This is a genomic window from Haloechinothrix halophila YIM 93223, from assembly GCF_000504245.1.
Lineage (GTDB): Bacteria > Actinomycetota > Actinomycetes > Mycobacteriales > Pseudonocardiaceae > Haloechinothrix_A > Haloechinothrix_A halophila.
Window position 1 is genome coordinate 1,635,879 of record NZ_KI632509.1, and the last position, 22,122, is coordinate 1,658,000.

25 protein-coding genes are annotated in these 22,122 nt (G+C 67.2%); 16 read left to right on the forward strand and 9 right to left on the reverse strand.

Annotation, left to right across the window (positions count from 1 at the left end):
- The first annotated feature begins 32 nt into the window (after positions 1-32).
- From AMYHA_RS07560 to AMYHA_RS26900, 6 genes are all read left to right on the forward strand, one after another.
- Complete coding sequence (locus AMYHA_RS07560) at positions 33-1,232, forward strand: ROK family transcriptional regulator (protein ID WP_034269402.1); 1,200 nt, start codon at positions 33-35, stop codon at positions 1,230-1,232.
- 256 nt (positions 1,233-1,488) lie between these two features.
- Positions 1,489-1,830 (forward strand): hypothetical protein, encoded by a 342-nt coding sequence (locus AMYHA_RS26890; protein WP_157361906.1) that lies wholly within the window; start codon positions 1,489-1,491, stop codon positions 1,828-1,830.
- A gap of 147 nt (positions 1,831-1,977) precedes the next feature.
- Complete coding sequence (locus AMYHA_RS07570) at positions 1,978-3,420, forward strand: acyl-CoA synthetase (protein ID WP_051399635.1); 1,443 nt, start codon at positions 1,978-1,980, stop codon at positions 3,418-3,420.
- Between the two features lie 211 nt (positions 3,421-3,631).
- Positions 3,632-3,955: a hypothetical protein gene (locus AMYHA_RS07575; protein WP_051399636.1), complete on the forward strand. Its 324-nt coding sequence runs from the start codon at positions 3,632-3,634 to the stop codon at positions 3,953-3,955.
- Between the two features lie 6 nt (positions 3,956-3,961).
- Positions 3,962-4,120: a hypothetical protein gene (locus AMYHA_RS26895; protein ID WP_157361907.1), complete on the forward strand. Its 159-nt coding sequence runs from the start codon at positions 3,962-3,964 to the stop codon at positions 4,118-4,120.
- A 19-nt stretch (positions 4,121-4,139) separates the two neighbouring features.
- Positions 4,140-4,280, forward strand: coding sequence for a hypothetical protein (locus AMYHA_RS26900; protein WP_157361909.1), 141 nt, complete (start codon positions 4,140-4,142; stop codon positions 4,278-4,280).
- 10 nt (positions 4,281-4,290) lie between these two features.
- Here the strand turns inward: AMYHA_RS26900 and AMYHA_RS07580 are convergent, their stop codons facing one another.
- A complete protein-coding gene (locus AMYHA_RS07580; protein WP_034269410.1) occupies positions 4,291-5,058 on the reverse strand; it encodes an SDR family oxidoreductase in 768 nt (255 codons plus the stop codon).
- Positions 5,058-6,557 (reverse strand): PQQ-binding-like beta-propeller repeat protein, encoded by a 1,500-nt coding sequence (locus tag AMYHA_RS07585; RefSeq protein WP_034269413.1) that lies wholly within the window; start codon positions 6,555-6,557, stop codon positions 5,058-5,060. The genes AMYHA_RS07580 and AMYHA_RS07585 overlap by 1 nt, the downstream gene beginning before the upstream one ends.
- Positions 6,558-6,623: 66 nt before the next feature.
- Between AMYHA_RS07585 and AMYHA_RS07590 the strand changes: the two genes are divergently transcribed.
- The 9 genes from AMYHA_RS07590 (at position 6,624) to AMYHA_RS07630 (ending at position 15,717) form a co-directional block, all read left to right on the forward strand.
- Entirely contained in the window at positions 6,624-7,166 is a 543-nt protein-coding gene (locus AMYHA_RS07590) for a TetR/AcrR family transcriptional regulator (protein ID WP_084036917.1), read from the forward strand.
- A gap of 102 nt (positions 7,167-7,268) precedes the next feature.
- Positions 7,269-7,832 carry a dihydrofolate reductase family protein gene (locus AMYHA_RS07595; RefSeq protein ID WP_034269419.1) on the forward strand — a complete coding sequence of 188 codons (564 nt, stop codon included), beginning with the start codon at positions 7,269-7,271 and terminating at the stop codon, positions 7,830-7,832.
- A gap of 24 nt (positions 7,833-7,856) precedes the next feature.
- Positions 7,857-8,273 (forward strand): VOC family protein, encoded by a 417-nt coding sequence (locus AMYHA_RS07600; RefSeq protein ID WP_034269421.1) that lies wholly within the window; start codon positions 7,857-7,859, stop codon positions 8,271-8,273.
- Positions 8,274-8,546: 273 nt separating this feature from the next.
- The gene (locus AMYHA_RS07605; RefSeq protein WP_231104652.1) at positions 8,547-10,985 is read left to right on the forward strand and encodes a molybdopterin cofactor-binding domain-containing protein; all 2,439 of its coding nucleotides are present in this window, start codon (positions 8,547-8,549) and stop codon (positions 10,983-10,985) included.
- Between the two features lie 24 nt (positions 10,986-11,009).
- On the forward strand, positions 11,010-11,486 hold the full coding sequence (locus AMYHA_RS07610; RefSeq protein WP_034269423.1) for a (2Fe-2S)-binding protein: 477 nt from the start codon (positions 11,010-11,012) through the stop codon (positions 11,484-11,486).
- A 244-nt stretch (positions 11,487-11,730) separates the two neighbouring features.
- Positions 11,731-13,305, forward strand: a complete 1,575-nt coding sequence (locus AMYHA_RS07615) for a DUF4331 domain-containing protein (protein WP_231104653.1) — start codon at positions 11,731-11,733, stop codon at positions 13,303-13,305.
- 75 nt (positions 13,306-13,380) lie between these two features.
- Positions 13,381-14,706: a tetratricopeptide repeat protein gene (locus AMYHA_RS07620; RefSeq protein WP_034269426.1), complete on the forward strand. Its 1,326-nt coding sequence runs from the start codon at positions 13,381-13,383 to the stop codon at positions 14,704-14,706.
- A 172-nt stretch (positions 14,707-14,878) separates the two neighbouring features.
- Complete coding sequence (locus AMYHA_RS27810) at positions 14,879-15,043, forward strand: hypothetical protein (RefSeq protein WP_231104654.1); 165 nt, start codon at positions 14,879-14,881, stop codon at positions 15,041-15,043.
- A gap of 128 nt (positions 15,044-15,171) precedes the next feature.
- Positions 15,172-15,717: a sigma-70 family RNA polymerase sigma factor gene (locus AMYHA_RS07630; protein ID WP_157361911.1), complete on the forward strand. Its 546-nt coding sequence runs from the start codon at positions 15,172-15,174 to the stop codon at positions 15,715-15,717.
- A 15-nt stretch (positions 15,718-15,732) separates the two neighbouring features.
- On the opposite strand, the gene AMYHA_RS07635 is transcribed toward AMYHA_RS07630, so the two are convergent.
- From AMYHA_RS07635 to AMYHA_RS07665, 7 genes are all read right to left on the reverse strand, one after another.
- A complete protein-coding gene (locus tag AMYHA_RS07635; protein WP_196776856.1) occupies positions 15,733-16,098 on the reverse strand; it encodes a hypothetical protein in 366 nt (121 codons plus the stop codon).
- Between the two features lie 122 nt (positions 16,099-16,220).
- Positions 16,221-16,943, reverse strand: a complete 723-nt coding sequence (locus AMYHA_RS07640; protein ID WP_034269437.1) for a class F sortase — start codon at positions 16,941-16,943, stop codon at positions 16,221-16,223.
- 37 nt (positions 16,944-16,980) lie between these two features.
- The gene (locus AMYHA_RS07645) at positions 16,981-17,763 is read right to left on the reverse strand and encodes a hypothetical protein (RefSeq protein WP_034269439.1); all 783 of its coding nucleotides are present in this window, start codon (positions 17,761-17,763) and stop codon (positions 16,981-16,983) included.
- Between the two features lie 310 nt (positions 17,764-18,073).
- Complete coding sequence (locus AMYHA_RS07650) at positions 18,074-18,490, reverse strand: cupredoxin domain-containing protein (RefSeq protein ID WP_051399640.1); 417 nt, start codon at positions 18,488-18,490, stop codon at positions 18,074-18,076.
- Between the two features lie 45 nt (positions 18,491-18,535).
- Positions 18,536-19,564: a fatty acid desaturase family protein gene (locus AMYHA_RS07655; protein ID WP_034269442.1), complete on the reverse strand. Its 1,029-nt coding sequence runs from the start codon at positions 19,562-19,564 to the stop codon at positions 18,536-18,538.
- The gene (locus AMYHA_RS25595) at positions 19,561-20,175 is read right to left on the reverse strand and encodes an RNA polymerase sigma factor (protein WP_157361914.1); all 615 of its coding nucleotides are present in this window, start codon (positions 20,173-20,175) and stop codon (positions 19,561-19,563) included. Before AMYHA_RS25595 ends, AMYHA_RS07655 begins: the two co-directional genes overlap by 4 nt.
- Before the next feature lie 203 nt (positions 20,176-20,378).
- Positions 20,379-20,993: a GAF domain-containing protein gene (locus tag AMYHA_RS07665; RefSeq protein WP_169732904.1), complete on the reverse strand. Its 615-nt coding sequence runs from the start codon at positions 20,991-20,993 to the stop codon at positions 20,379-20,381.
- Between the two features lie 327 nt (positions 20,994-21,320).
- On the opposite strand from AMYHA_RS07665, the gene AMYHA_RS07670 reads away from it, so the two are divergent.
- A complete protein-coding gene (locus tag AMYHA_RS07670; RefSeq protein WP_034269445.1) occupies positions 21,321-22,058 on the forward strand; it encodes a GAF and ANTAR domain-containing protein in 738 nt (245 codons plus the stop codon).
- Positions 22,059-22,122 lie beyond the last annotated feature (64 nt).

Genomic DNA, 22,122 nt, shown 5'->3' on the forward strand with positions numbered 1-22,122 from the left:
AACTTATTCACCGATGCCGCTAGGGTCAAGACGTGACCAGTACCGGACCCGCCCGCCAGGCGTCGCTGCGCGAGCGCAACCTCGCGACCATCGCGCGCGCCGTGATCGACGCCCCTGACCCGTTGTCAAGGGCGGACCTCGCCGCGTGCACCGGCATGACGCGGGCGACGGTGTCAACGCTGGTGGACCAGCTGGTCGAGGCCGGGCTGCTCACGGAACTGCCAGCGGTGGCGTCGGGCCCGGGACGCCCCGCCGTGCCGCTGGCGCCCGCCGCGCGCACGGTCGTCGGCCTCGGGCTTGAAGTCAACGTCGACTACCTCGGTGGCCGGGTGGTCGACCTGACCGGCGCGATCGTCGACGAGTTCGTCATCGCCGGGACCCTGCGCGGTAGCTCAGCCACGGCCACGCTGCGACGCCTGGGACACCTCGCCCGCGACCTCATCGCGCGGGTGGAGTCGCGCGGGATGCGGATCGCTGGTGCGCACCTCGCGCTGCCAGGTCTGGTGGACACTCGCACGAACCTGCTGCGGATCGCGCCGAACCTTGGCTGGTCGGACGTCGAACCGCTGCCACTGCTCGGGCTCCCGGCTGGGCTGCCTGCGACGGTCGGCAACGAGGCGAAGCTCGCCGCGCTGGCGCAGCTGTGGGGGTGCCCGGTCACGGAGCGGGCGAGCCGCACGTTCCTGTACGTCTCCGGCGATGTCGGCATCGGCGCGGCGATCGTCATCGACGGTGAGCTGTTCGGTGGCAGGCGCGGCTGGAGCGGCGAGCTGGGCCACATCACCATCGACCCGGCGGGGCCGCGGTGCGGCTGCGGCGCGACCGGCTGCCTCGAGCGTTACGCCGGGAAGGAAGTGCTGGTCACCGACGTCGGCCTTGGCATAGACGTCGCCGACGACGTCCTTGTCGACCGGCTCAGCGCCGCCGACGACGCTGCCCGTGCCGCCGTGACCACGGCAGGGGCCGCGCTGGGGCAGGCCATGGCGGACGCGGTGAACCTCCTGGACATCGACACGGTGCTGCTCGGCGGTGTCTACACCGGTCTGGTGCCGTTACTGCGGCCGACGATCACCGAGCAGCTGCGGACCAGGGTGCTGGGCGCGCCATGGGCGCCGGTCGACGTCGCCCCGGCGCCGGTGGCGAACCATGCCGCGCTGACCGGCGGGGCGGCGACGTCCCTGCGCGCCGTCGTGGCCGACCCGATGCCGTGGATCGCGGCGGCGGCCGGGTGAGGCAGCTGCCGCCGACGGAAAGTTGATCACCTAGACACCAGTGCGGCCGGGTGTTACCGATTAGGCCGTTTGGCTGTCTTGTGGTTGCTCGGGCGGTAACAACTAGCATGCGATGCGGGGTCCGCCGTGCCGTCGAAGCCGGCGCGAGAAGAGGGTGCGGGTGAGGTTGTCAGGTTCGCGGTCGGCCGGTCGGCACCGCGCGAGGGGCTCGATTGGTGGGTTAGCGGTACTCGGGCCGTTGGCCGGTGGGCTGACGATGTCGGCGCTGGTCACGGCCGCTGTCTTGCTACTCACTGGCGGTTCGGATGTCGATGACGCGCCGCCTGGCGACGCCACGACGTCATTCACCTCGACACGAGCGGTCACCAGCGAGGTCCCGACGACCAGCGCGCCCGCCACGACGAGCACGTCGCAGGAGACGGCGAAGTCCGCGACGCGGTCGGACACCGGCGCCTCGCCGCCAACAACGACCGATGCTGAGCCAGCACGGCCCGCGACGACAACGACGACTACGCCGCCGCCCACGACGACGGAAGCCGAAACTGATCACTGCCCAGGCAACCAACCGGAACACGTCCGGCGGAAGGTGTGCGACTAATCCGCGACGCTCGGCATGCCGGTCGGCTGGAGTCGTCGCGGCTTGGCCGGGCCGCGCACCGGGGTGCCATGGGTTAGCCTCGCTGCCGGATGCCACGCGGGTGCTCACGGTGCGGCGGCCGCTGGAGAACGGCGAGGTGGATGACCGATGGCGAACGTGACACGGGACCTGGTCGAGCGCGCTTCGCCGGACCAGACCGCGTTGATCACCATCGACGCCGCGCGGAATCGCCGGGTGTGGACATTCGGTGAGCTGGCCGACGGCGCTCGTGCCACAGCCGCCAGGTTCGCCGAGCTTGGCGTGGGTCGCGGCGACGTCGTCTACACGCTGTGCGGGTCGCGCAACGAGTGGGTGCTGACCATGCTGGCGTGCCTGCGGCTTGGTGCGGTGATGGCGCCGTGCAGTCCGATGCTGCGCGCCGACGACCTGCGTACCCGCGCGCGGACCGCCGAGCCGCGACTGGTGGTCGCCGGCGACCGGCACCTCGACGTCCTCGCCGAAGCGGGGCTCGACGGCAGCGTGCTGCCGCTGTCCGCATGGGACATCGAACCTGGCGCCGCGGACGTGCCACCTGCCCAGGACCTGCCGGACGACGACCCAGCGTTCCTGCTGTTCACGTCCGGTTCCACGGGAACGCCCAAGCCGGTGTGGCACGGCCAACGGTACGTCTGGGGGCAGCGCCTGCAGGCCGAGCACTGGCTGGGCGCCCGTCCCGGCGACATCGTGTGGAGCACCGCTGCGCCCGGCTGGTCGAAATCCACCCGCAACGCGTTCCTCGCGCCGTGGCTGATGGGCGCAGTCGCGGTGCTGTCCGAGGCGCGGTTTGACGTCGAGCAGCGGTTGGCGACGGTACGCGCCGAGGGCGTGACCGTGCTGTGCATGTCGCCGACCGAGTGGCGGATGCTGCTGGCGGCCGGGGAACCGCCCGCGCTGCCGTCGCTGCGGAGGTTGGTCGCGGCGGGGGAGCCGCTGGACAAGGAGACGATCGCCCAGTGGCGTGCCGCGACCGGGCTGACCATCGCGGACGGCTACGGACAGACCGAGACCGGACACATCGCGGGATCACCGCCCGGTTCCGACGCGCCGCAAGGATCGGCGGGACTGCCGCTGCCCGGGGTAGGCACGCGCCTGCACGATGGCGAGCTGCAGGTGGATGCGGCGACGCTGCCCACGCTGTCGCTGGTGCCAGACACGGACTTGGTTGACGGCAGGTGGTGGCCGACCGGCGACCTGTTCGAGCAGGACGACGACGGCTGGCTGTTCTTCACGTCGCGCGCGGACGACGTGATCCTGTCGTCCGGTTACCGCATTGACCCTGTCGAGGTGGAGACGGCGTTGCGCGGCCACGGCGCGGTGCGGGACTGCCTGGTGGCGGGGATACCGGACGCGCAGCGGGGTGAGGTCGTTGCCGCGTTGGTCGTGGTCGACAGCGACCCTCCGGAGGATCTGGCGGCGGTGTTGCAGCGGCACGTCCGCGCGGTCACCGCGCCGTACAAGTACCCGCGCGTGATCCGGTTCGTCGACGCGCTGCCCCGGACGACGACCGGCAAAGCCGCGCGAGACAAGGGACGGGAACTGTTGCGGGCGTGACGGCCGACCAATTTGGTGGCGCGCCAAGCATTTCGAACAACCGTGAGCGCCTGGTCCGCGGTGGCACACCAGCGGCGACACAGCCAAGCTGCGCAGGAAGAACGGCACGCTGGTCGACAGGTGCTCCTGGGGCAGTTCGGGTCCGGGCTACAAGTACTGCTGAGGCCGACGCCGATGCGCTGCGCAACCGGTGATCGGTCATACTGGGTGTATGGCAGAGGAACGGGTGCTCTACAGCGAGCGTCGGCCCTACGTCGTGGCGGACAGCCTCGACGAGCTGGTGGGGCCGACGGTCGGTCTGGTCGAGCTGCCGTTGCGCCTGGACTGGTCCGAGCAGGGCACCTACAACCTGGACGAACCCCGCGAGCTGAACCTCATGTACGAGCGGGTTCTCCGGGAAGCCATGGACGTTCAGGACCTGCGTCGCTACCTCAACGGGCCGATGCTGCGCGCGGTGTGGCGGCAGCTGTTCTTGCCACAGCGCGTGCGGGACCTCTGGGAACAGGGCTTCCCCGAGCTAGCGGACGTCTCCTGAACGCCGATGGACCCGCTGCATGAGCGCCTGGCACGCGTCGGGCTCAGCGCGATAGGCCGGTACGGCTTCTGCCTGGCTGGCGGGTACGCCGTTCAGGCCCACGGGCTGATCAACCGTCGCTCCGAGGACGTCGACCTCTTCACCACGGCTCGCCGTCGACCATGATCCGGGATTCCGCAGGGACATGTTCGCAGACGCACTGCAGGCTGTGCAGCGTTTGCCGCACTCGGCGTTCGCCGCGTACGGCATGTCGGACAGGGACGCGGAGGCTCTCGTCTCTCGTATCGTCAGCTACGCCAAGCAGGTCAACGATACGGCAGGCTGACGCCGACGCCTTACGTCCCTGTCGGGAACAGCATCGCCTCGGTGCCGCCGTCCACGGTCAGTGTCGTGCCGACGATCAGCCGTGCGCGTTCGGATAGCAGGAACGTGATGGCCTCGGCCACCTCCTCCGGCCGTCCTGGGCGGTCGATCGCGGACGGGTAGGCGTCGGCGAACTGGCCGAGCCTCGGATCGCCGCGCAGCTGCTTCGTCATCGCGGTGTCGACGAGGCCTGGCGCGACGGCGTTGACCCGGATTCCAGCGCCGATCCACGCGGGCTTGACGCCTTCACGACGCGCCCACCAGGCCAGCGCTGCCTTTGTCGCGGGATACACGTGCACGGCGTCGTGCGCGGCGGCGGCCTCGCGGGTTTTCGGTTCGTCTCCTGCCAGGCATAGGTCAGCGACCTCGCGAGCCCAGCCGGGCTGGCAGGTAACCGAGTTCGAGCTCAGCAGTACCACGGCGGCCGGGCCCGCCAATAGCGGCCGCAATGCGCAGCACAACTCGACGGCGCCGAAGTAGTTCAGCGACACGACGTCGGCCGGATCGGTGTCGGTGAACCCGCCGATCCCAGCGCATGGCACCACACCGGCGAGCCCATCCGGGGCCAGGGCGACGATCTGCTCAAGGGCGGCGCTACGTCCAGCCATTGTGGACAGATCGATCGTCACGTCAGCCGGGTTGCGGTCGACACCGATCACCCGGTGACCGTCTTCGCGCAGCCGGGACGCCGTCGCGGCACCGATCCCGGATGCCGACCCGGTCACCACATACGTCCCCATCACGACGAGTCGCTGTCGGTCACGCGCATGACTCCGGCCAAGGTAGCGAGATACGCGGCTCCGTCTGGTCCGAGATAGATCGAGGCGTAGTGGTTGTTCCACAACAGACCGGTGCCGCCCAGCCGCTTCCAAACGGTCCGTCCAGTGTGGATGTCGATGGCGGTGAAGTACCACGGGTCCGCCCGCACGCCTTCCGGTTTGGTGTAGACGTAGAGCAGGCCGTTCGCCAGCGACGCCTTCGGCACGTTGGTCGGCGCGATCTCATCGGACGTCCACCGCGTCGCACACCCTGACCGGGAGAACTCCACACGTGCGATGCCTGGCGCCGTGCTTCCACCGAACATTGTCGACAGCGGACTCGTGTAGCCGTAGTTGTTCTCCACGATGACCGACCGGCCTGCCGCGACGATGCTGTTCTCCGTGGCGCTCGTCCCTTCCTCGAACACCGGTACCGCGCACACTCGCCGCCGTGGCCGGTCCTTCGCCGTCCGATGGTAGGCGATCACGTGCATCCTCGGGTCGGCGTTGTCGGTGATGACCACGAGGTCGTCGCCCACCAGCGTCGGCGTCGTGCCGGAGCCCTGCGACAACTGGCCAGGCTTGTGCCTTGACCCGCGGTCGTACTCCTCGCGCCACGTCACGCGCGGCTCGCCGTCCGGCCCTCGGTCGAACCGGTACAACGCGTGGGTGCTGACGATGAAGACGCCGCCGGTCTCGTCGACGGCGAAGGAGTTCACGATCTGCTCGCCGGACAGGCGGATCGACCGCACATCGCCGGATTCCGGGTCGACGGTGCCGACTCCGCCGCCCTGCGTGACGAACCAGATGTGGCCGCTCCAGTCGGGAAGCTGCGCGACAAGGCAGTCGCCGTCAGGAATGTGCTCGCCGAGGTCGTAGGTGCGTTCGAGGGCGAACCCTGGTGGGCCGTCCTGCTGGCCGACCACCCAGATCTGGGCGTTCGTCGTCGCGATCACCGCCCGGTCGCGGTGGTCGAGGTAGAAGTACGCCCCGGCGCAGATGTCCTCGAGCGGGCTCTTCTCCGGGTTCAGCTGGCGCGGCGGCAGCGGGTGTGCGCCGAGCACGGCCAGACTCTCCGGGTCAAGCAGCATCAGCCGCGACCCCTCCAGCCCGCCGCACAGCGCGACGATGCGGCCCGCGCGGTCGAAGGCCATCGTGGCGCACTCTTCGATGCCGTACGTCGCGGAGTTGATTCGCGGGTCCTCGCCGAGCGGGCCGCTGTGGGCGTACGCGTCGGAGGCGTAGGCGTCGTTGTGCATGCTGTTCGACCCGTTGTCCGCGAGGTACGGATGCTCGGGAATCGGCCGCGACGCCACGGGATTGGCCACGGCCGGGGCGCCCTCGAACCGGGGCACGAACAGGTCGGCGGGTCCTGGCGGGATCGGCACCCAGGTGTGCGCCGATGCCGCGGGCACGCCCGCGGCCGCGATCGCGACCGTCGCGCACAGCGCGACCACCCGTGTGATCAGCGTTCTCGTCATGACCCCTCCTGTGTAACCCACTGGTTACAAGTCAGATGAGTGTAACCGCGTGGTTATAGTGGGTCAATGCGACGTCCACAGGGCCGAGACGAGGTCATGGCCGCCGTGCTGGCAGCCGCGACGGAGCTGCTGGCTGAGTCGGGGCCGCAGGACATCACCGTGCGGCGGATCGCCGAGCGCGCGGGAGTCAACCACGCGCTGGCGCATCGGCATTTCGGCACCAAGGAGGAGATCGTCCGGCAGGCGCTGCGCGTCCAGGCGGACACCGTCGCGGAAGACCTGGCTGGCCACGTCGCGCGGGATACCGACGTTGCTGAGCTGATGTCGGTGTTCGCGAACTACCCGACTTACTGGCGCTCGCTCGCGCATGTGGCGCTGCACGACCCGACGCTGGCCGAACAAGGTGCCGCACCGACTACCCAGTTGTTCGTGGACCTGCTGCGCAAGGCCGGTGACGAGCAGGCGCGGGTCAGTGCGGCCGTCACCGCGTCGCTGATGCTTGGCTGGCTCGCGTTCGGCGACTTCGTCGTCACCGCGACCGGCGCTGACCGCGCGCGGACCGATCGTGCGGTGGCGAGCGCTGTCAGCGCGCTGCTGGGAAAGCGGTGATCACGGGCGGAGCGTGGATGCGGTCCGTACCGAATGTCGGTGGGCTTGGCTACCGTGATCGTGGCAGCCACACGAGAGTTTCGATCACGGGGAGATGTGCCAATGGGGGAGCTCATTGTTGATGTGTTCGTCAGCGCGGACGGGTACGCACGTGGGTCGCGGTCGCCGGGTTACTTCGGTTTCGGCGGACCCGACCTGGAGTCGTGGATCAGCGAGCAGCTGAACCGGCCGCAGCGCCTGGTGATGGGACGGCGCACTTACACGATGCTCGACAGTCTTCCGGAGGAAGCGCGCGACGACGGCTGGCACCGCATGGCCGCCACGCCGACGATCGTGTTCTCCAGAACGCTGCGATCGGTGGCATGGCCGGGGGCCAGTGTCTGCGCTAACGATGTGTCGGATGAGGTGGAAAAGCTCAAACAGGACGGCGCGGAGAATCTGCGCACCGTTGGCAGCCTGTCCCTCGCACGGCAACTGCTCGCGGCTGGCCTGGTCGATCGTCTCCGGCTCGTTGTCTTCCCACTGCTTGTCGGCGAATCCGGGCGGGAGCCGGCTTTGGCTGGGATGCCTGACGTCGCACTTGACCTCGTCGACCACGCCATCCTGGACGGCGGAATCGCGTACTACGACTACCGTCCCGCGGGTCCGCCGCCCTACGCCGAATGACGTCGAGACACAGCAGGGGAGTCGATGAGGACGTTGCATCTCAGCTTGCGTGTGGCCGATCTCGAGCGGTCGATTGCGTTCTACACCGCCGTGCGCTACGAGGTGGTCGGCACCGTTCCCGATACGCCGCTCGGGCACCTGACCATGCTCAAGCTCCCCGATGACGAGTTCGTCGCCGTGGAACTCGTCCATGACCCGAGCACGACTGGCGTCGATAGCGGCAACGCCCTCAGTCACTTCGTCATCAGCGTGGCATCGATGGCTGCCACCATCGCGCAGCTCGCGGACCAGGGCATTGACGTCGACGCGCCGACATCCCCTGATGGCTCGGCGGACTTCCTGACGACGTGGCTCACCGACCCGGACGGCAACCGCATCGAGCTTGTCCAGTGGCCAGCCGGTCATGCGGAAGGCATCACCGCAGCCGACTTCCAGGCGTAAGACACGGGAGAGTTGCGGCCCCGGTCACGTGAACCTGCTCGGTTCCGCTGCGTCACGCATGGGGCCATAAACGCCCATAAATCGGTTGAACGCCCAATTACCGGCAGTACTTCACTCGAAAGTGCTCATTTTGTAGTGCCACAAATGCGCGGCTCAGCGGATAGCGTTTCGGCAGTCCGCGTCCGACGGCTCGCTCGTGACGTCGTTGTGAAAGGAAGTTCGATGGCAGGTCAACACCGTTCTGGGGAGCCGGGTCGGCCAAAAACCGGCGACATGGGTCGTCGTCGCTTTCTCGGCTATCTGATCGCCGCGCCGACGCTGGCGGTCGGCGTGAAACTGGGCGAGGCGGGCTTCGATCCGGAGCCAGCCGTGGCCGAAGCTGGGCTGCCGTCGGTATTGCCCGAGGTGCAGGAGGTCTACGACCTCAGCGACCTGCTGCTGGACTCCACGCGGCCGACGGCCAACTTGATCACCGTGGTCGTCAACGAGGACGGCACCGTGTCGTTCGCCATGCCGCGCTCCGAGAACGGCCAGGGCGTGACAACCATGGCGGCGATGCTCATCGCCGAGGAGATGGACATCCCTGTCGAGGACGTCAAGGTCGAGCCCGCCGACGCTCGCCCTGAGCTGCTGTTCAATCAGCAGACCCAGGGATCGAACACGGCCATCACCATGTACACCCCGATTCGGGTGGCCGCGGCGCTGGCGCGGGGCAGGCTGCTCGAGGCCGCGGCGATCAAGCTCGGCGACGAGGCCACCAACCTGCGTACCCGCGCGGGCCGGGTGATCTCGAAGGCCGGTTCGAGCATCCCGTTCGCCGAGTTGGCCGCCGAAGCGGCAAGCACCGAGACCCGCGAGGCGCTGACACAGCTGAAGCCACGGGAGGAATACACGGTCATCGGCACCGAACAGCGCCGCGATGACATCGTCGCCGCTGTCACCGGGCAGAAGACGTACACGACCGATATCGACTTCCCCGAGGCCTTGCCCACCATGATCGCCCGGCCGCCGACGATCAAGGGCACGGTGGAGTCGGTCAACAACCTCGATCAGGTCAAGAACATGCCCGGCGTCTCCGATGTCGTCACGATCTCGACCGATGCTTCTCCGCGTACTGGCCCCAGCCCGTCCGGTGTCGCGGTGCGCGCACGCACGTTCGGCCACTGCATCGAGGCTATCCGGGCGCTGGACATCACCTGGGGCCCCGGATCAGTCGACGGCGAGTCGGACGAGTCGATCCTGCGGCAGATCCGCGACGCGCAGGCGCCGTTCAACGCGCCATCACCGACGCCGCTGGACCAGGCGGCGGGCGAGGTCCCGCTCGTGACGGAGCCGCTGGGCAACGTCGGTCCCACCGAGGCCATCGAGGAGGAGTTCGTCTTCTACTGGCGGAGCAACGCCGCGATGGAGCCCAACGTCGCGGTCGCCGATGTCCGCGAGGACAGTGCCGAGGTCTGGACTCCGACGCAGGTCCCGATCTGGACCCAGCAGCAAGTCGCGGAGGAGCTGGGGCTGCCGGTCGGCAAGGTCACCGTGCACGTCATGCGCGGCGGTGGTGGCTTCGGGCGGCGGCTGTTCAACGAAGCGCCGCTCGAGGCGGTGCGGGTCTCGAAGCAGACCGGTAAGCCGGTGCGCCTGATGTGGCACCGCGCGGACGAGTGCAGGGCGGGTCGGGCACACCCGATGTGCACCTCCCGGATCCGCGCGACCTACAGCAAGAGCCTCGGCAAGGTGGTCAGCTTCGAGCAGCGGCACACCGGCGTTTCCACCGACTACACCGAGGTGTTCGGCGAGATGCTGACGTCGAACGCGGCGCGGCTGCCGTTCTCGAACGAGCTCTCGGTGTCGCAGAGCGTTTTCTACCTCACCGTCAACGTGCCGTATGACTTCGGCGGCATCGTCCTTGGCTACAACGAGATCTTCGCCTTCGACAAATTCGCCACCGGCAGCGTGCGCAACCTGAACAACGCGGACGTCCGGCCCGCGCAAGAGCTGATGGTCGACCGCCTCGCGGCGAAGCTGGGCAAGGACCGGCTGGAGTTCCGCCTGGCGCACCTTGAGGAGGGACGTGCCAAGCGGGTGCTGGAGAAGGTTCGCGATGCGGGCGAATGGGGCCGCGAGCTGCCGAAGGGTGTCGCGCAAGGCGTAGCCGTGCACGAGGAGTACAAGGGCGTCATGGCGGTGCTCGCCGAGGTTGACGCCCGGCCGCGGACCGCCAACCGTCAGATCCGGGGCGCGACCACCGGGCCGCGCGTGACCAGGGTGACTATGGCGGTCGACGTCGGCCTGCCGATCAACCCGCTTGGCCTGCGGGCGCAACTGGAAGGCGGGATCATGACCGGGATCTCGCACGTGTTCACCGGGAGCCTGCACCTGCGGGATGGGAACTTCCAGGAAGCGAGCTGGGACGACTACCGCTACACCCGGCACTGGAACGCGCCGCCTGAGGTGAACATCATCGTGATCCCGCCGGAAGGCGAGCGTATCGGCGGTGCGGGCGAGTTCGCTGTCGGTGCGTCGACGGCCGCTGTCGCCAGCGCCTATGCGGCGGCGAGCAAGACGATGCCGACGACGTTCCCGATCGGCCACGAGAAGGGCTTGCCGTTCACGGTGAAGTCGTTCGAGCCACCGGTTCCGCCATCGCCCAAGGACGGCCTCCGCGCGTACCCGGCGCCGTCCGCGGCCAAGGGCGCGTTCAACCCCGCTCGGTAACCCGCGCAACTGCTAGGAGCTTCCGTGCCCAAACACACCTTCAAGGTCAATGGCCGTCAGGTGACGGTCGACATCGAAGACGACACGCGGCTGCTGTGGGTGCTGCGCGACGTTCTCGGCATCACCGGGCCGAAATACGGCTGCGGCATCAACGTCTGCAAGGCGTGCACCAGCCACATCAACGGCAAGGCGTTCAACCCCTGCTCGGTGCCGGTGTCCAAGATCGGCCCCGACGACGAGATCACCACGATCGAGGGGCTGCCCGCCACGGTCGGCAAGGACCTGCACCCGATGCAGGAGGCCTGGATCGACCGGGACGTGCCGCAGTGCGGCTACTGCCAGCCGGGGCAGATCATGGCCGCCGTGGACAAGGTGCGCGAGGTCAAGCACAAGGGCGGCACGATCACCGACGAGGACATCGACGAGATCCGCAACATGTGCGCCTGCGGTACCTACTTCCGTATCCGGGAGGCCATCAAGCAGGGTGCCGAGGGCATGTAACGGTTCGGCAATCGAAATCACATTTCCTCACCGCGAAATTCAGCAACAGGTTGACGTCAGATTCACCCGAATGCGCAGTGTCCACTGGGCCGTCCGCTTCGAACAGTGAAGTGTAAGGACTTCGCCTGCCGTGTGCCCCGTTCGACAGGCGTCCGTATCTGTGTAGCTCGGTCGCGAAGGTTGCTGACGGCGGCCGATGGAGGGAATGCGCATGTCATCCTCGCGTCCCACACGCCGCCGGCGTGTGGCCACTGCTTTAGTCGCTGCCGGTAGCACGGTGCTCGCATCCGTGCTGGTCGGCATTTCGTCCGGACCGGCGGGCGCGTCCAGTCACAGGGAAGCGCCGCTGATCCTCGGCGACCCGCCGGTCGACAACACCGACGTCTACGCGTTCGTCAGCCCGGACGACCCTGACATGGTCACTGTGGTGGCGAACTGGTTCCCGTTCCAGGAACCGGATGGTGGACCGAACTTCTACCCGTGGGCGACCGACGCCCATCACGACATCAACATTGACTCCGACGGGGACGCCAAACCCGATCTGACCTACCGGTGGACCTTCAGCACCGACGATCGCCGAGGCAACTCGACGTTCCTCTACGCCAACGGCCCGGTGACCTCGCTCGATGACGAGAACTTACTTTTCCGGCAGTCCTACACGCTCGAGGTAATCGACCACAGGGGCCGGTCAACGGAGTTGATCAGTTCCGGCCAGGTGGCGCCGTCCAACGTCGGGCCCGCGTCCATGCCGGACTACGAGGCCCTGCGTGACCAGGCGATCACCGACCTGCCCGACGGCGGCAAGAGCTTCGCGGGCCAGGCCGACGACCCGTTCTTCCTCGACCTACGCGTGTTCGACCTGCTCTACGGTGGCGACCTGTCCGAGACCGGCAGGGACACGCTCGCCGGGTTCAACGTCAACACCATCGCGCTACAGGTGCCGAAGTCGGAGTTGGCGCTCAAGGGCGACGCGGATCGCAACCCCGTGATCGGTGTGTGGAGCGACACCGAGCGCACATCGCTCACTCTCAGGAAGGAAGGCAAGGAGAAACAACTGGGTCGAGACGTGCAGGTCTCCCGCCTGGGCAACCCGCTGATCAACGAGGTCATCCCGGCCGCGGGCATGAAGGACGGCTTCAACGCCTCCGAGCCCGTCGAGGACGCGGACAACGATGCGTTGGTCGGACGGGTCACCGATCCCGAGGTGCCCAGGCTGATCGAGGCCATCTACGGCATACCGGCACCGGAGACGCCGCGCAACGACCTGGTCGAGATCTTCCTGACTGGTATCACCACCAAGAGTGGTGACGAGATCGACGTCGACCTGAACTCGCAGCTCAACAACTCCGACGTTGACGCCGACCGGTTCCGGCCGTCGGAGATGCTGCGGCTGAACACGTCGATCCCACCCGCGGAGGAACCCAACCGTCTCGGTGTGCTTGCCGGAGATCTGCAGGGCTTCCCGAACGGGCGGCGTCTCACCGACGACGTCGTCGACATCTCGATCCAGGCGCTGGAAGGAGCGGTGCGCACCGGCGAGATCGTGCCGGCACTCGCCGCGGGAGACAAGGTGGACGCCAACGACCGCTCGTTCGGCACCACGTTCCCGTACGTCGCGCTGCCGCACAACGCCGCCTCGAGCGACGGATCCTCCGGTGGTGCATCCGCCGTGCCACCAGCCGGTGGCGGCAGCGGAGGAAGTTGGACGCCTGCTGCGGAGCCCGTGCTCGGTGCGCTGGTAGCGGTCATCCTGATCGGCTCGGGTGTGTGGCTGCTGCGCCGCAGGCCGGACCGGGGTCTTGCCGGGGTGTCCGGCTGACCGCGACCGACTAGTGCAACCCCCCCGGGTGCTGCCATGCAGGCAGCACCCGGGCCTTACGGGAAGGACCCGCCAATGTCACGGGCCGCCAATGGCAAGCGCGGAAAGTTCGCCATCGCGGCGATCGTCGCGGGGGGTGTGCTGCTCGCGATCAACGCCCCCGCGCTGTTCTCGGCGGATGGCGACACCGCGCCGACAGACATGCCGCGGCAGGTCGTGTCGCTGGCAGACCAAGGTAGCCAGACGATCCAGTCGATGCGCACCAGGCTGGCACGCGTCCCGCAGGATGCTGAGACCTGGGCTCAGCTCGGACTTGCTTTCATCGAGCAGGCCAGGATCACCGGTGATACCGACTACTACGCCGACGCGGACGAGGCGCTGGACCGGTCGCTGCGAGAGCAGCCGGAAGACAACGGGACGGCGTTGATCGGGAAGGCCGCGCTGGCCAACGCACGGCACAACTTCTCATCGGCCCGGGAATGGGGCGAACAGGCCAAGACGGTGCTGCCGGACACCGCCGAGGTCTACGGTGCGCTCGCCGATGCGCATACCCAGCTCGGCAATCCGGATGCGGCGACCGCGGCCGTCCAACGGATGCTTGACCTCGAGCCGGGCGTGGCGTCGTTCACCCGGGCCGCCTACGACCTCGAGCAACACGGCCGAGTCGAGGACGCACGCCGCGCGCTGGAACGCGCATTAGGCGCTGCTGGCCGGCCAGCCGACGTCGCGTTCAGTCGCTATCTGCTCGGCGAGCTGGCTTTCGCATCTGGGCAGCTCGCCGAGGCGGCTGACCAGTTCCGCAAGGGCCTGCTGGTTGCCCCGCGCAACATCCCCCTGCTCGAGGGACAGGCGATGATCGACGTCGCCCGCGGTGACATCGATCAAGCCCTCACGAGCTACCAGGAGATCGTGTCGCGGAGTCCGTTGCCGGAATACCGGCAGGAGTACGCCGCCGTGCTCAGTCTGGCCGACCGGCAGGCTGACGCCGAGAAGCAGTACCGGCTGATCACCCAGCGGTTACGTGAGCTCGAAGCCGACGGCGCCAATGAAGCACTGACGGCGTCCGAGGTCGCGGCCGACCGGGGCCGCGAGGCCGAGGCCCTGCGGTATGCCCGGCAGGAATGGGAACGGCGCAAGCACACGTCGGTGGCCGACGCGCTGGCCTGGGCGTTGCACCTCAACGGGCGTGACGCCGATGCGTTGACCTACGCCAACCGTGCTGTCGCACTCGGTGAGCGAAACGCGGACTATGCCTTCCACCGAGGGATGATCCTCGCCTCGCTCGGCCGCACGGCCGATGCGACCGCCGCGCTGGAGCGGGCTCTGCGCATCAACCCACACTTCTCACCGGTCGATGCACCCTTGGCTCGCGAAACCCTCAAGACCTTGCGGAGCAAGTGAAGCCGGTATGCGTGGGCTGAGCTGTCTACTCGCGGCGACGATGATCGTTGCCGGCTGCACGCCGGGGGGTGACCCTGAACCGGGCCCCCGGTTCGATAACGAGCGCGGAGCCGACATCACCTGTATGCGTCACCAGGAAGAAGGCCCCGGGGCCCGCTATACCGACGACACCATGCGACGCAGCGAAGAAACCATGACCCTGCTGCGCTACTACACCTCACACGGGCGCAAACCGTACTGCGACGGCGCTGGACCGACTGACGTCGACCGCGCGTGGGCCAGGCTCTACGTCGAGCTCGGGGCAGATCCCAGCAACCTGGGCGCCAGGTTGCGCTGAACGTGATTCCGCCGCTGGTTGACCAAACCCGAGTCCGGTCGACTCCGAATGCCTTGATGGCGTGGGAGTAGCGCGCCCGTTCGCATGCGGTTGCCGACGCGAGGTAGCTGCGGGTGGAGGCGGTGTCGATGGACGATTTGCTCGGTCGGATCGCGCAACACGACTGTGCTGCGTTCGACGTCTTGTACCGCGCGGGCTTCCCGCTGGTCTTCCGCGCGGTGCTTGCTGTGCTCAACGACCATGCCCAGTCCGAGGAGGTGACGCAGGAGGTCTTCTTCGAGGTCTGGTGCACCGCAGCCCGCTACCAGCACAGCCGGGGCGACGCCGAAGGATGGATAGTGACCATCGCTCGCCGCCGGGCGATTGACCGCGTACGCAACGCCCAGTCCGCCAGAGCACGCGACCACAAAGTGGCCGGGCAGTTGAACAGCGTCACCGCACCGGATGCCGCAGACGAAGCGCAGCACCTCCTGGACCGCGCCGCGGTTCGGGACGCGCTGGGCACCCTCGACGACCAGCAGCGAGAACTGCTCGTGCTGGCCTACGGCCATGGCATTTCCTGCCGCGAACTCGCCGAACATCTGGACGTTCCGGTGAGCACGGTCAAGGCCCGCGCGCGCCGGGCACTCGCCGAGCTACGTCGCCGCTTCCACAACGTGTCGGCGACGCGGTGAGAAGTCCCGCGCCGCTCAGCGTCTATGACTGGGCACGGGCTCCGCGGCGGATCTGGAGCCAACGGCGACGCCGATCACGGCGGTGAGCGCGGCGATGCCTTCCGCGACGGCGCTCAACGACTTTTCGAAGAACCAGATCGGCTCGTACATCGCGGGGATGGGTCCCAACTGCGGCACGTCGACGTAGCGGTAGAGCAGCACGGCACCGAACGCGCTGACGGCGATCAGGAAAGCGACCGCGAACGATGGCCGACTTCGGCGGACGAGCACGTACACCGCGGCGAGCACGGCGACAACGGCTTGGATTCGGAAGACCGTGCCGCCGCCGATGCCGTCTGGGAACGCCATCTGGTAGTCCGATGCGAGACGAAAATGGACCACGGCGTCGATTACGAGCCCGACTGCTGTCACTCCCGCCAGCCCCCAGAGTGTGATGTTTTGTCGGCCATTGGTATTCATGGCAGCCTCCGAGTCGTCCGGTTCGAGAAATAGATGCTTGAGCGTTATGTGGTGGGGTGGCTGGATTGGAGGGTGGCGTAGGTGACGATGTTGTCTTCGTAGCTGCCTTCTTCGAGGTCGAATTCGCCGCCGCAGGTGATCAGCCGTAGTCCCGCGTGGTCGATGTTGCCGTACACCTCGTGGGTGGGGAATTCGTTCTTGGCGTACCGCTCGGTGCGGTCGACCCGAAACACCGCGGTGGTGCCGTCGGCCCGATCCACTGTGACCTTGTCACCCTTGGCCAGTTTGGTGAGTTCGAAAAACACCGCTGGCCCGTATTCTGCGGAGTCGACGTGGCCAAGCAGGATTGACGGTCCGGCTTCGCCCGGGGTCGGGGATTGGTTGAACCAGCCCGCCTTCGAATCCGGTTCTTCCGGCGGAACCTCCAAGCTTCGGTCATCCTGCAGGCCGAGATGCAGCAACCGCGAACGCACTCCGATGGCTGGGACGGCTAACGCTACCGGCTTGGACGGCTCCAGCACCGGCCCCTTGATGTCCGGCTCGGCCCCGCCCGTAGCGGGCTCCGTCGTTGGCTCCTGCTCGGACGGCGCAGAGGACTGCGACCGGGTCAGGGATCCGGCGGCGCCATCGGACAGCTGCGGCGGCGATTGCTGGGTCACCACACCCAGCACGATCGCGAGCCCGCCGAGTACGGCCAGCACGAGCGCCACCGCCACGGCGATCTTGCCGCGGCGATAGCCACCCGTGGTCGGTGTCGACTCACTCATCGGCACGACACCGACTGTTCACCTGTGCTGGGCATGCTCAGCTCTGCTCGCCTGATTCGCGACGCCGCAGGGCAAGCGCACCGGCACCGGCAGCGCCTGCCAGCGCCAGGCCGCCCAGGCCGAACAGCCACTCGTTCTCGATTCCGGCGGTGCTGCCACCACCGGTGTCGGCGCCACCTTCAGGCGTGGCTCCCATCTGCGATGCGCTCAGGGCGCCACACAGCGCCGGCGCCGTCGCGGCCAGCGGCAGCGAGTCGTCGAGCGGGCTCTTGGCGTTGGCGGCCTCATCGCTCAATGTGGATGGGTCCAGCCCGTGCACGACGATCACACCGGTGCCGTTGCGCACCGATTCGGCCGATTCCTGGTTCAGCTCGAACGTGCGCTCGTAGTTGGCATTCGGCCCACCGGGGAAGCGCTCCACCGCGAGGCCCGAGTCAGCGCCGGTGTCACCCTCAGTGGTCAGCGACGTGCCGATCTCACCGTAAGCGGGTTGCCCCTCAGGGGTGTCCACCACACCGTCACCGTTCTCGTCGAATGACTGATCAGGGCACTGGCCCTTGCCGGCGATGTGAATGTGCTGGGCGTGCGGGAACGGTCCGTCTTGAAACGTTTCGGCCAACCCCGAGTAGGACACCGTCACCGTGGCTTGGTCACCGTTGAACTGCAGCGAGGCCTGTCCCGAGCCGCCGGAGTCGTTCAACGGCTCCAGCGTCGTCTGAAACGACTCCGAGCCGCCTTGTGCCATCGCGGACCCGGGGAAGAACAGGGCGAGACTCAGCGTCCCCGCGATCGCCAATGGCCGCAGAATCTTGGTTTGCATCGGAAACTCCTTACATCACAATCGGAGCGAGGCTCACGCACCCGCTCCTGGACTACCCACACCAGGCGGGTTTTCGATTCACAACATCCCCTGATCAAGCACCCCACTCGTGCGCGTGGCTCGGTGCGCTGATCGACTGGGATTTGCGTCGTTTCTCCGGTAACTCCTTTCGTGTGCGGATCACTCTTCGAACGTGTCCGACCGAGGGGTGCGACAAACGTCGCGTCGGCTACAGATCGGCCGCCGACGAGAAATCACTCGATCGAGTGGCTGGGCTGGGCTGGGTAGGGTCGAGCCTCGGCCTCGTGGGTCATTCGACGACCAAGGTCCCCGTCATGCTGGGATGGAAGGTGCACTCCAGGGGATAACTGCCGGGCTCGGACGGCGCGGTGAACGTCGCGGTCTCGCCGCCCTGGATGTTGGTGTCGAAGCCGCCTTGCTCGGTCGCGGTCACCGTGTGCGCGGTGTTGTCCTCGTTTGTCACCGTGATCTCCGCGCCCGGCGCCACCGAATCGGGCAGGGTGAACTCGAAGTCCTTGATCCTGATCTTGGCAGGCGCCGCGGCCGCCTCGGTGGTCTCGTCGGTTTCGGCCACGGTCGTCTCGCCTGGCTGCGTCGTCGGCGCCGGTGTCTGGGGCTGGCTCGGTTCATCGGTGGAACCGCAGCCGGCTAGTCCGAACAGCGCGGCCGCGACCGCGGTGGTGAGCAGTGTTGATCTGATCTGCAATTGACACCTCGAGAGATTCGGAGCTTCGTCCGCAGAGATTCGGTGCTACGCCGCCGCGCGTAGTGGTGCGCCGAGCGCATGCAGGTGGTGCAGCACGTGCCAGTAGGAGCGCAGCAGCCCGCACTGGCTGTAGTCGATGCCGTGGTCAAGGCAGAACCGGTGCACCAAGGGTTGTGCCTTGCGCAGGTTGGGCCGCGGCATCGTCGGGAACAGGTGATGCTCGATCTGGTAGTTGAGACCGCCGTACACGAAGTCGATCCAGGGGCCGCCGCGCACGTTGCGGGAGGTCAGCACCTGTCTGCGCAGGAAGTCCAGCGAGACGCCACTGGTCCAGGTCGGCATGCCTTTGTGGTTGGGGGCGAACGAACATCCCAGATAGATCCCCATGAGCCCCTGGTGCACGGCGATGAACGCCACCGCGGTGCCAGGGGACAGCACCAGGAACACCGCGGCGAGATAGCCGCCGATATGCGCGAGTAGCAACCCTGCCTCCAGCTTGCGCGATGCCACTTGCCCGCGCCAGACGGCTTGGGCGCTGGAGACGTGCAGATTGATGCCTTCGAGCAGCAACAGCGGGAAGAACAGATACGCCTGGTATTTCGTCATCCAGCGCAGGATGCCGCGTTTGGCACGTGACTGACCTGGTGTGAACGCGAGGAAGGGGATGTCGATGTCGGGATCGTCCTGCTCGTGGTTCGGGTTCGCGTGATGACGATGGTGTTTACTGACCCACCAGCCGTAGCTCATGCCGACGATGCCACCGTGGACATATCCGATCGCGTCGTTCGCTCGCTTGCCGCGAAAGATCTGCCGGTGTCCCGCGTCGTGGCCGATGAACGCAAACTGGGTGAATATCACCGCGAAAAACACCGCTGTGAACAGTTGCCACCACGAGTCGCCGACGAGAACGAAGAGCACACCGCCACCGGCCAACACCAGCAGATTCACGGTGATGCGCAGGATGTAGTAGCCGCGTCGTCGATCAAGCAGTCCGGCATGCTTGACACTGCGGGTCAGCTCGGCGAACTCAGTAGCCCGCATCGGGGGCCGCTGCGAGGCCTGGATAGGCGTCATGCCTTATCACCTCCCTGAGGCATCGCCGGGGAACGCAACTGGGCGGTCAATCGCCGCAACGCGCTGGTCAGTCGGATGGCAGCGTCCGCGACCGAGATGCCCACCCTGGTGGCCGCCTCGGCCACGGTGTCACCGCTGAAAGCTACTGCCTCGAGTACTACGCGCTCGCCGCCAGGAAGAGACGTCAGACAGCTGGCCGTCCGCGACCGCATCACTTCGGCAAGGGCCCACTCAGTGTCATCGACGAGGCGCTCGCTGTGAGGGATTGTGTGCAGCTCCGGGGCATGTCGCGAACGCAGCCCGTACTCACGCCGCCAGTGCAGCGCCTCAGCCCTGGCCAGCGCAGCCAGGGCACACCGCAGCCCACCACCGTGGATCGCCGCCACGACCGTGTCCGGATGGCGCCACACCCCAAGAAAGACCGTCTGGGTGATGGTTTCGGCGGCGTCGCGGTCGCCCACGATTCCGTGTGCGACTCCATAGACCGTTGCGCTGAACTGATCGAACAGTTCATCCAGTGCATTCGGATTGCCGCTACGCAAGTAGTACGACACCTGCTGCTCCCACGAGGTCGGAGCATTTGTCGTGTCGTTGGCTACTGAAGACCGCATTGCTACTCCCGGCTTCTACTCAACATCCGCCGGGGTCACGGGCGGCATACAACTTACTGATACCCGCTACAGGGGTGCCGCAAACTGCGCAGGCAGCTACTGCGACCAGTCCACTCTATAAACCTTCATTCGGCCCAGTGCGGCCTGCACGACACGCAGGAGAATGTCGAACTCCTGTTCGGTCCAAGTGCGATCGCGCGTCATCAGGATGCCTTGGCTTGCTCGATCGCATCACGGCCCACCCGAGCGTCGTCCAGTTGGGCGTGCTGGATCGCACTATTCAGCGCGTTCGCCGCGTGCGTGGCGAACACCCCGCCGATCATCGTGTCGTCGGCGGTGAATGCCCGCGTTCCCACGGCGTAGAGGCTGAGGGCGCCCAACGGTCTGTGCTCCTGCACGAACAGCCGGAACGAGAGCATGCTGCCCACGCCCAATGCGCTGGCTCGCAAAGCGAAGATTGGCCAACGATGCTCGTCTTCCATAGCGCGAACGTGCACCGTGTTCCTGCCGTGGATGGCCGCAGCGCCAGGACCCTGTCGCAGATGGGTCTGCAAATGCTCGAGCTCGTTCGCGATCACATGAGTCGTCGCATCAGGAAAGAATTCACGGGGCTCGCGGTACCGGGCAATGCTGGCGAAATCCGCTCCGGGCACAGCAGCACACACCGCTGCGGTGATGCCGGCCAGGATATGCGCCAAATCAGGCACGGTTCCCGAATCGCGGGTCATGTGGCTCGTCGTCGGGGTAGCCGTATACGAATAGCCAGGCGATGGCTCGACGTCGGAGCTGTGCGAGATGGTGCGCTGCTGTTCTGACATGAACGTCCCCTGTGCCGTGTTCGGACCATGTGGTTCGACTGGCAGGGTCAGGGGCAGTCTGCGCCTGTCGCGCTCGAGCGATCCCGAGGCGACACATACTGTTTGTACCATAGAATGGCCGACTTGTTCTAGGTGCGCACTACCCGGCGAGGCGACGACTTCGACTCGTGAACAGCCTGATCGAGCAGCATCGGCAGCCGGGGTAGGGTGCCGGTCAAGCCCTCGGCCTGAGCCATGACCCCGGCGCGGCCGGGATGTCGTGACGTTGCGAGCGACGGAGGTCGCTGATGTGGCCGAGCGTGCCGCCTGCCTTGGTGTTGGTGCGGCATGAGTGAGCCGGACGAGGGCATGGGCCGGTCGGACGATGACGTGCGTGCTGCTGTGGTCTCGGCGTTGCGGCGGGAGAGCCCGGATATCGATCCGCTGGTGCGGGTGTGCCGAGCGTGTGTGGCGTTGTTGCCGGTGGATGGGGCATCGGTTTCGGTGATGAGCGGTAGCCAGCATCGGGAGACACTGCACGCCAGCGATGCGGTGATGGCGCGGCTGGATTCGGTGCAGTTCACCATGGGTGAGGGGCCGTGTTTCGAGGCGTTCGACGAGCGCCGTCCGGTGCTGGTGCCGGATCTGGCGCGGGACGGGGCGGGCTCGTGGCCAGCGTTCGCTTCCGAGATCGCCGATCAGCAGGTCGGGGCGGTGTTCGCGTTCCCGATCCAGAGTGGAGCGATCACCATCGGTGCCATGGACATGTACCGGCGCGAGCCTGGGCTGCTGAACGCGGGGGAGTTGGCGACGGCGTTGCGGGTGGTCGATCTGGCGGCCGTAGCCATCGTCGGCGCGTCCTCCGGTGATGGCACCGACGCCGATGTGCGCGATCTCGCTCCGTTGCGCCGCGACCGTGCGGAGGTGCACCAGGCGACCGGAATGCTGATCTCCCACCTCGGCGTCCCGCCGGAACTGGCGCTCGCGCGGCTGCGCGGCTACGCGTTCGGCACTGGGCGGCTGGTCGAGGACGTTGCCCGCGAAATCGTCTCCCGCAGGCTACGGTTGGAAAGTATCGATATTTGACCCCGGCCGTGACCGGGTCGATGCATGATGGATGGTGGCCAACTGTCCGTTCTACCTTGGGCGA

Coding starts and splice junctions, on each gene's coding strand:
- AMYHA_RS07570 (WP_051399635.1), top strand. CDS start 1,978: ATGGCGAACGTGACACGGGACCTGGTCGAGCGCGCTTCGCCGGACCAG.
- AMYHA_RS07575 (WP_051399636.1), top strand. CDS start 3,632: ATGGCAGAGGAACGGGTGCTCTACAGCGAGCGTCGGCCCTACGTCGTG.
- AMYHA_RS07670 (WP_034269445.1), top strand. CDS start 21,321: ATGAGTGAGCCGGACGAGGGCATGGGCCGGTCGGACGATGACGTGCGT.
- AMYHA_RS07595 (WP_034269419.1), top strand. CDS start 7,269: ATGGGGGAGCTCATTGTTGATGTGTTCGTCAGCGCGGACGGGTACGCA.
- AMYHA_RS07645 (WP_034269439.1), bottom strand. CDS start 17,763: ATGCAAACCAAGATTCTGCGGCCATTGGCGATCGCGGGGACGCTGAGT.
- AMYHA_RS07605 (WP_231104652.1), top strand. CDS start 8,547: ATGGGTCGTCGTCGCTTTCTCGGCTATCTGATCGCCGCGCCGACGCTG.
- AMYHA_RS07620 (WP_034269426.1), top strand. CDS start 13,381: ATGTCACGGGCCGCCAATGGCAAGCGCGGAAAGTTCGCCATCGCGGCG.
- AMYHA_RS26890 (WP_157361906.1), top strand. CDS start 1,489: ATGTCGGCGCTGGTCACGGCCGCTGTCTTGCTACTCACTGGCGGTTCG.
- AMYHA_RS07640 (WP_034269437.1), bottom strand. CDS start 16,943: ATGAGTGAGTCGACACCGACCACGGGTGGCTATCGCCGCGGCAAGATC.
- AMYHA_RS27810 (WP_231104654.1), top strand. CDS start 14,879: ATGCGACGCAGCGAAGAAACCATGACCCTGCTGCGCTACTACACCTCA.
- AMYHA_RS07590 (WP_084036917.1), top strand. CDS start 6,624: ATGCGACGTCCACAGGGCCGAGACGAGGTCATGGCCGCCGTGCTGGCA.
- AMYHA_RS26895 (WP_157361907.1), top strand. CDS start 3,962: ATGGACCCGCTGCATGAGCGCCTGGCACGCGTCGGGCTCAGCGCGATA.
- AMYHA_RS25595 (WP_157361914.1), bottom strand. CDS start 20,175: ATGCGGTCTTCAGTAGCCAACGACACGACAAATGCTCCGACCTCGTGG.
- AMYHA_RS07665 (WP_169732904.1), bottom strand. CDS start 20,993: ATGTCAGAACAGCAGCGCACCATCTCGCACAGCTCCGACGTCGAGCCA.
- AMYHA_RS26900 (WP_157361909.1), top strand. CDS start 4,140: ATGTTCGCAGACGCACTGCAGGCTGTGCAGCGTTTGCCGCACTCGGCG.
- AMYHA_RS07655 (WP_034269442.1), bottom strand. CDS start 19,564: ATGACGCCTATCCAGGCCTCGCAGCGGCCCCCGATGCGGGCTACTGAG.
- AMYHA_RS07585 (WP_034269413.1), bottom strand. CDS start 6,557: ATGACGAGAACGCTGATCACACGGGTGGTCGCGCTGTGCGCGACGGTC.
- AMYHA_RS07580 (WP_034269410.1), bottom strand. CDS start 5,058: ATGGGGACGTATGTGGTGACCGGGTCGGCATCCGGGATCGGTGCCGCG.
- AMYHA_RS07630 (WP_157361911.1), top strand. CDS start 15,172: ATGGACGATTTGCTCGGTCGGATCGCGCAACACGACTGTGCTGCGTTC.
- AMYHA_RS07600 (WP_034269421.1), top strand. CDS start 7,857: ATGAGGACGTTGCATCTCAGCTTGCGTGTGGCCGATCTCGAGCGGTCG.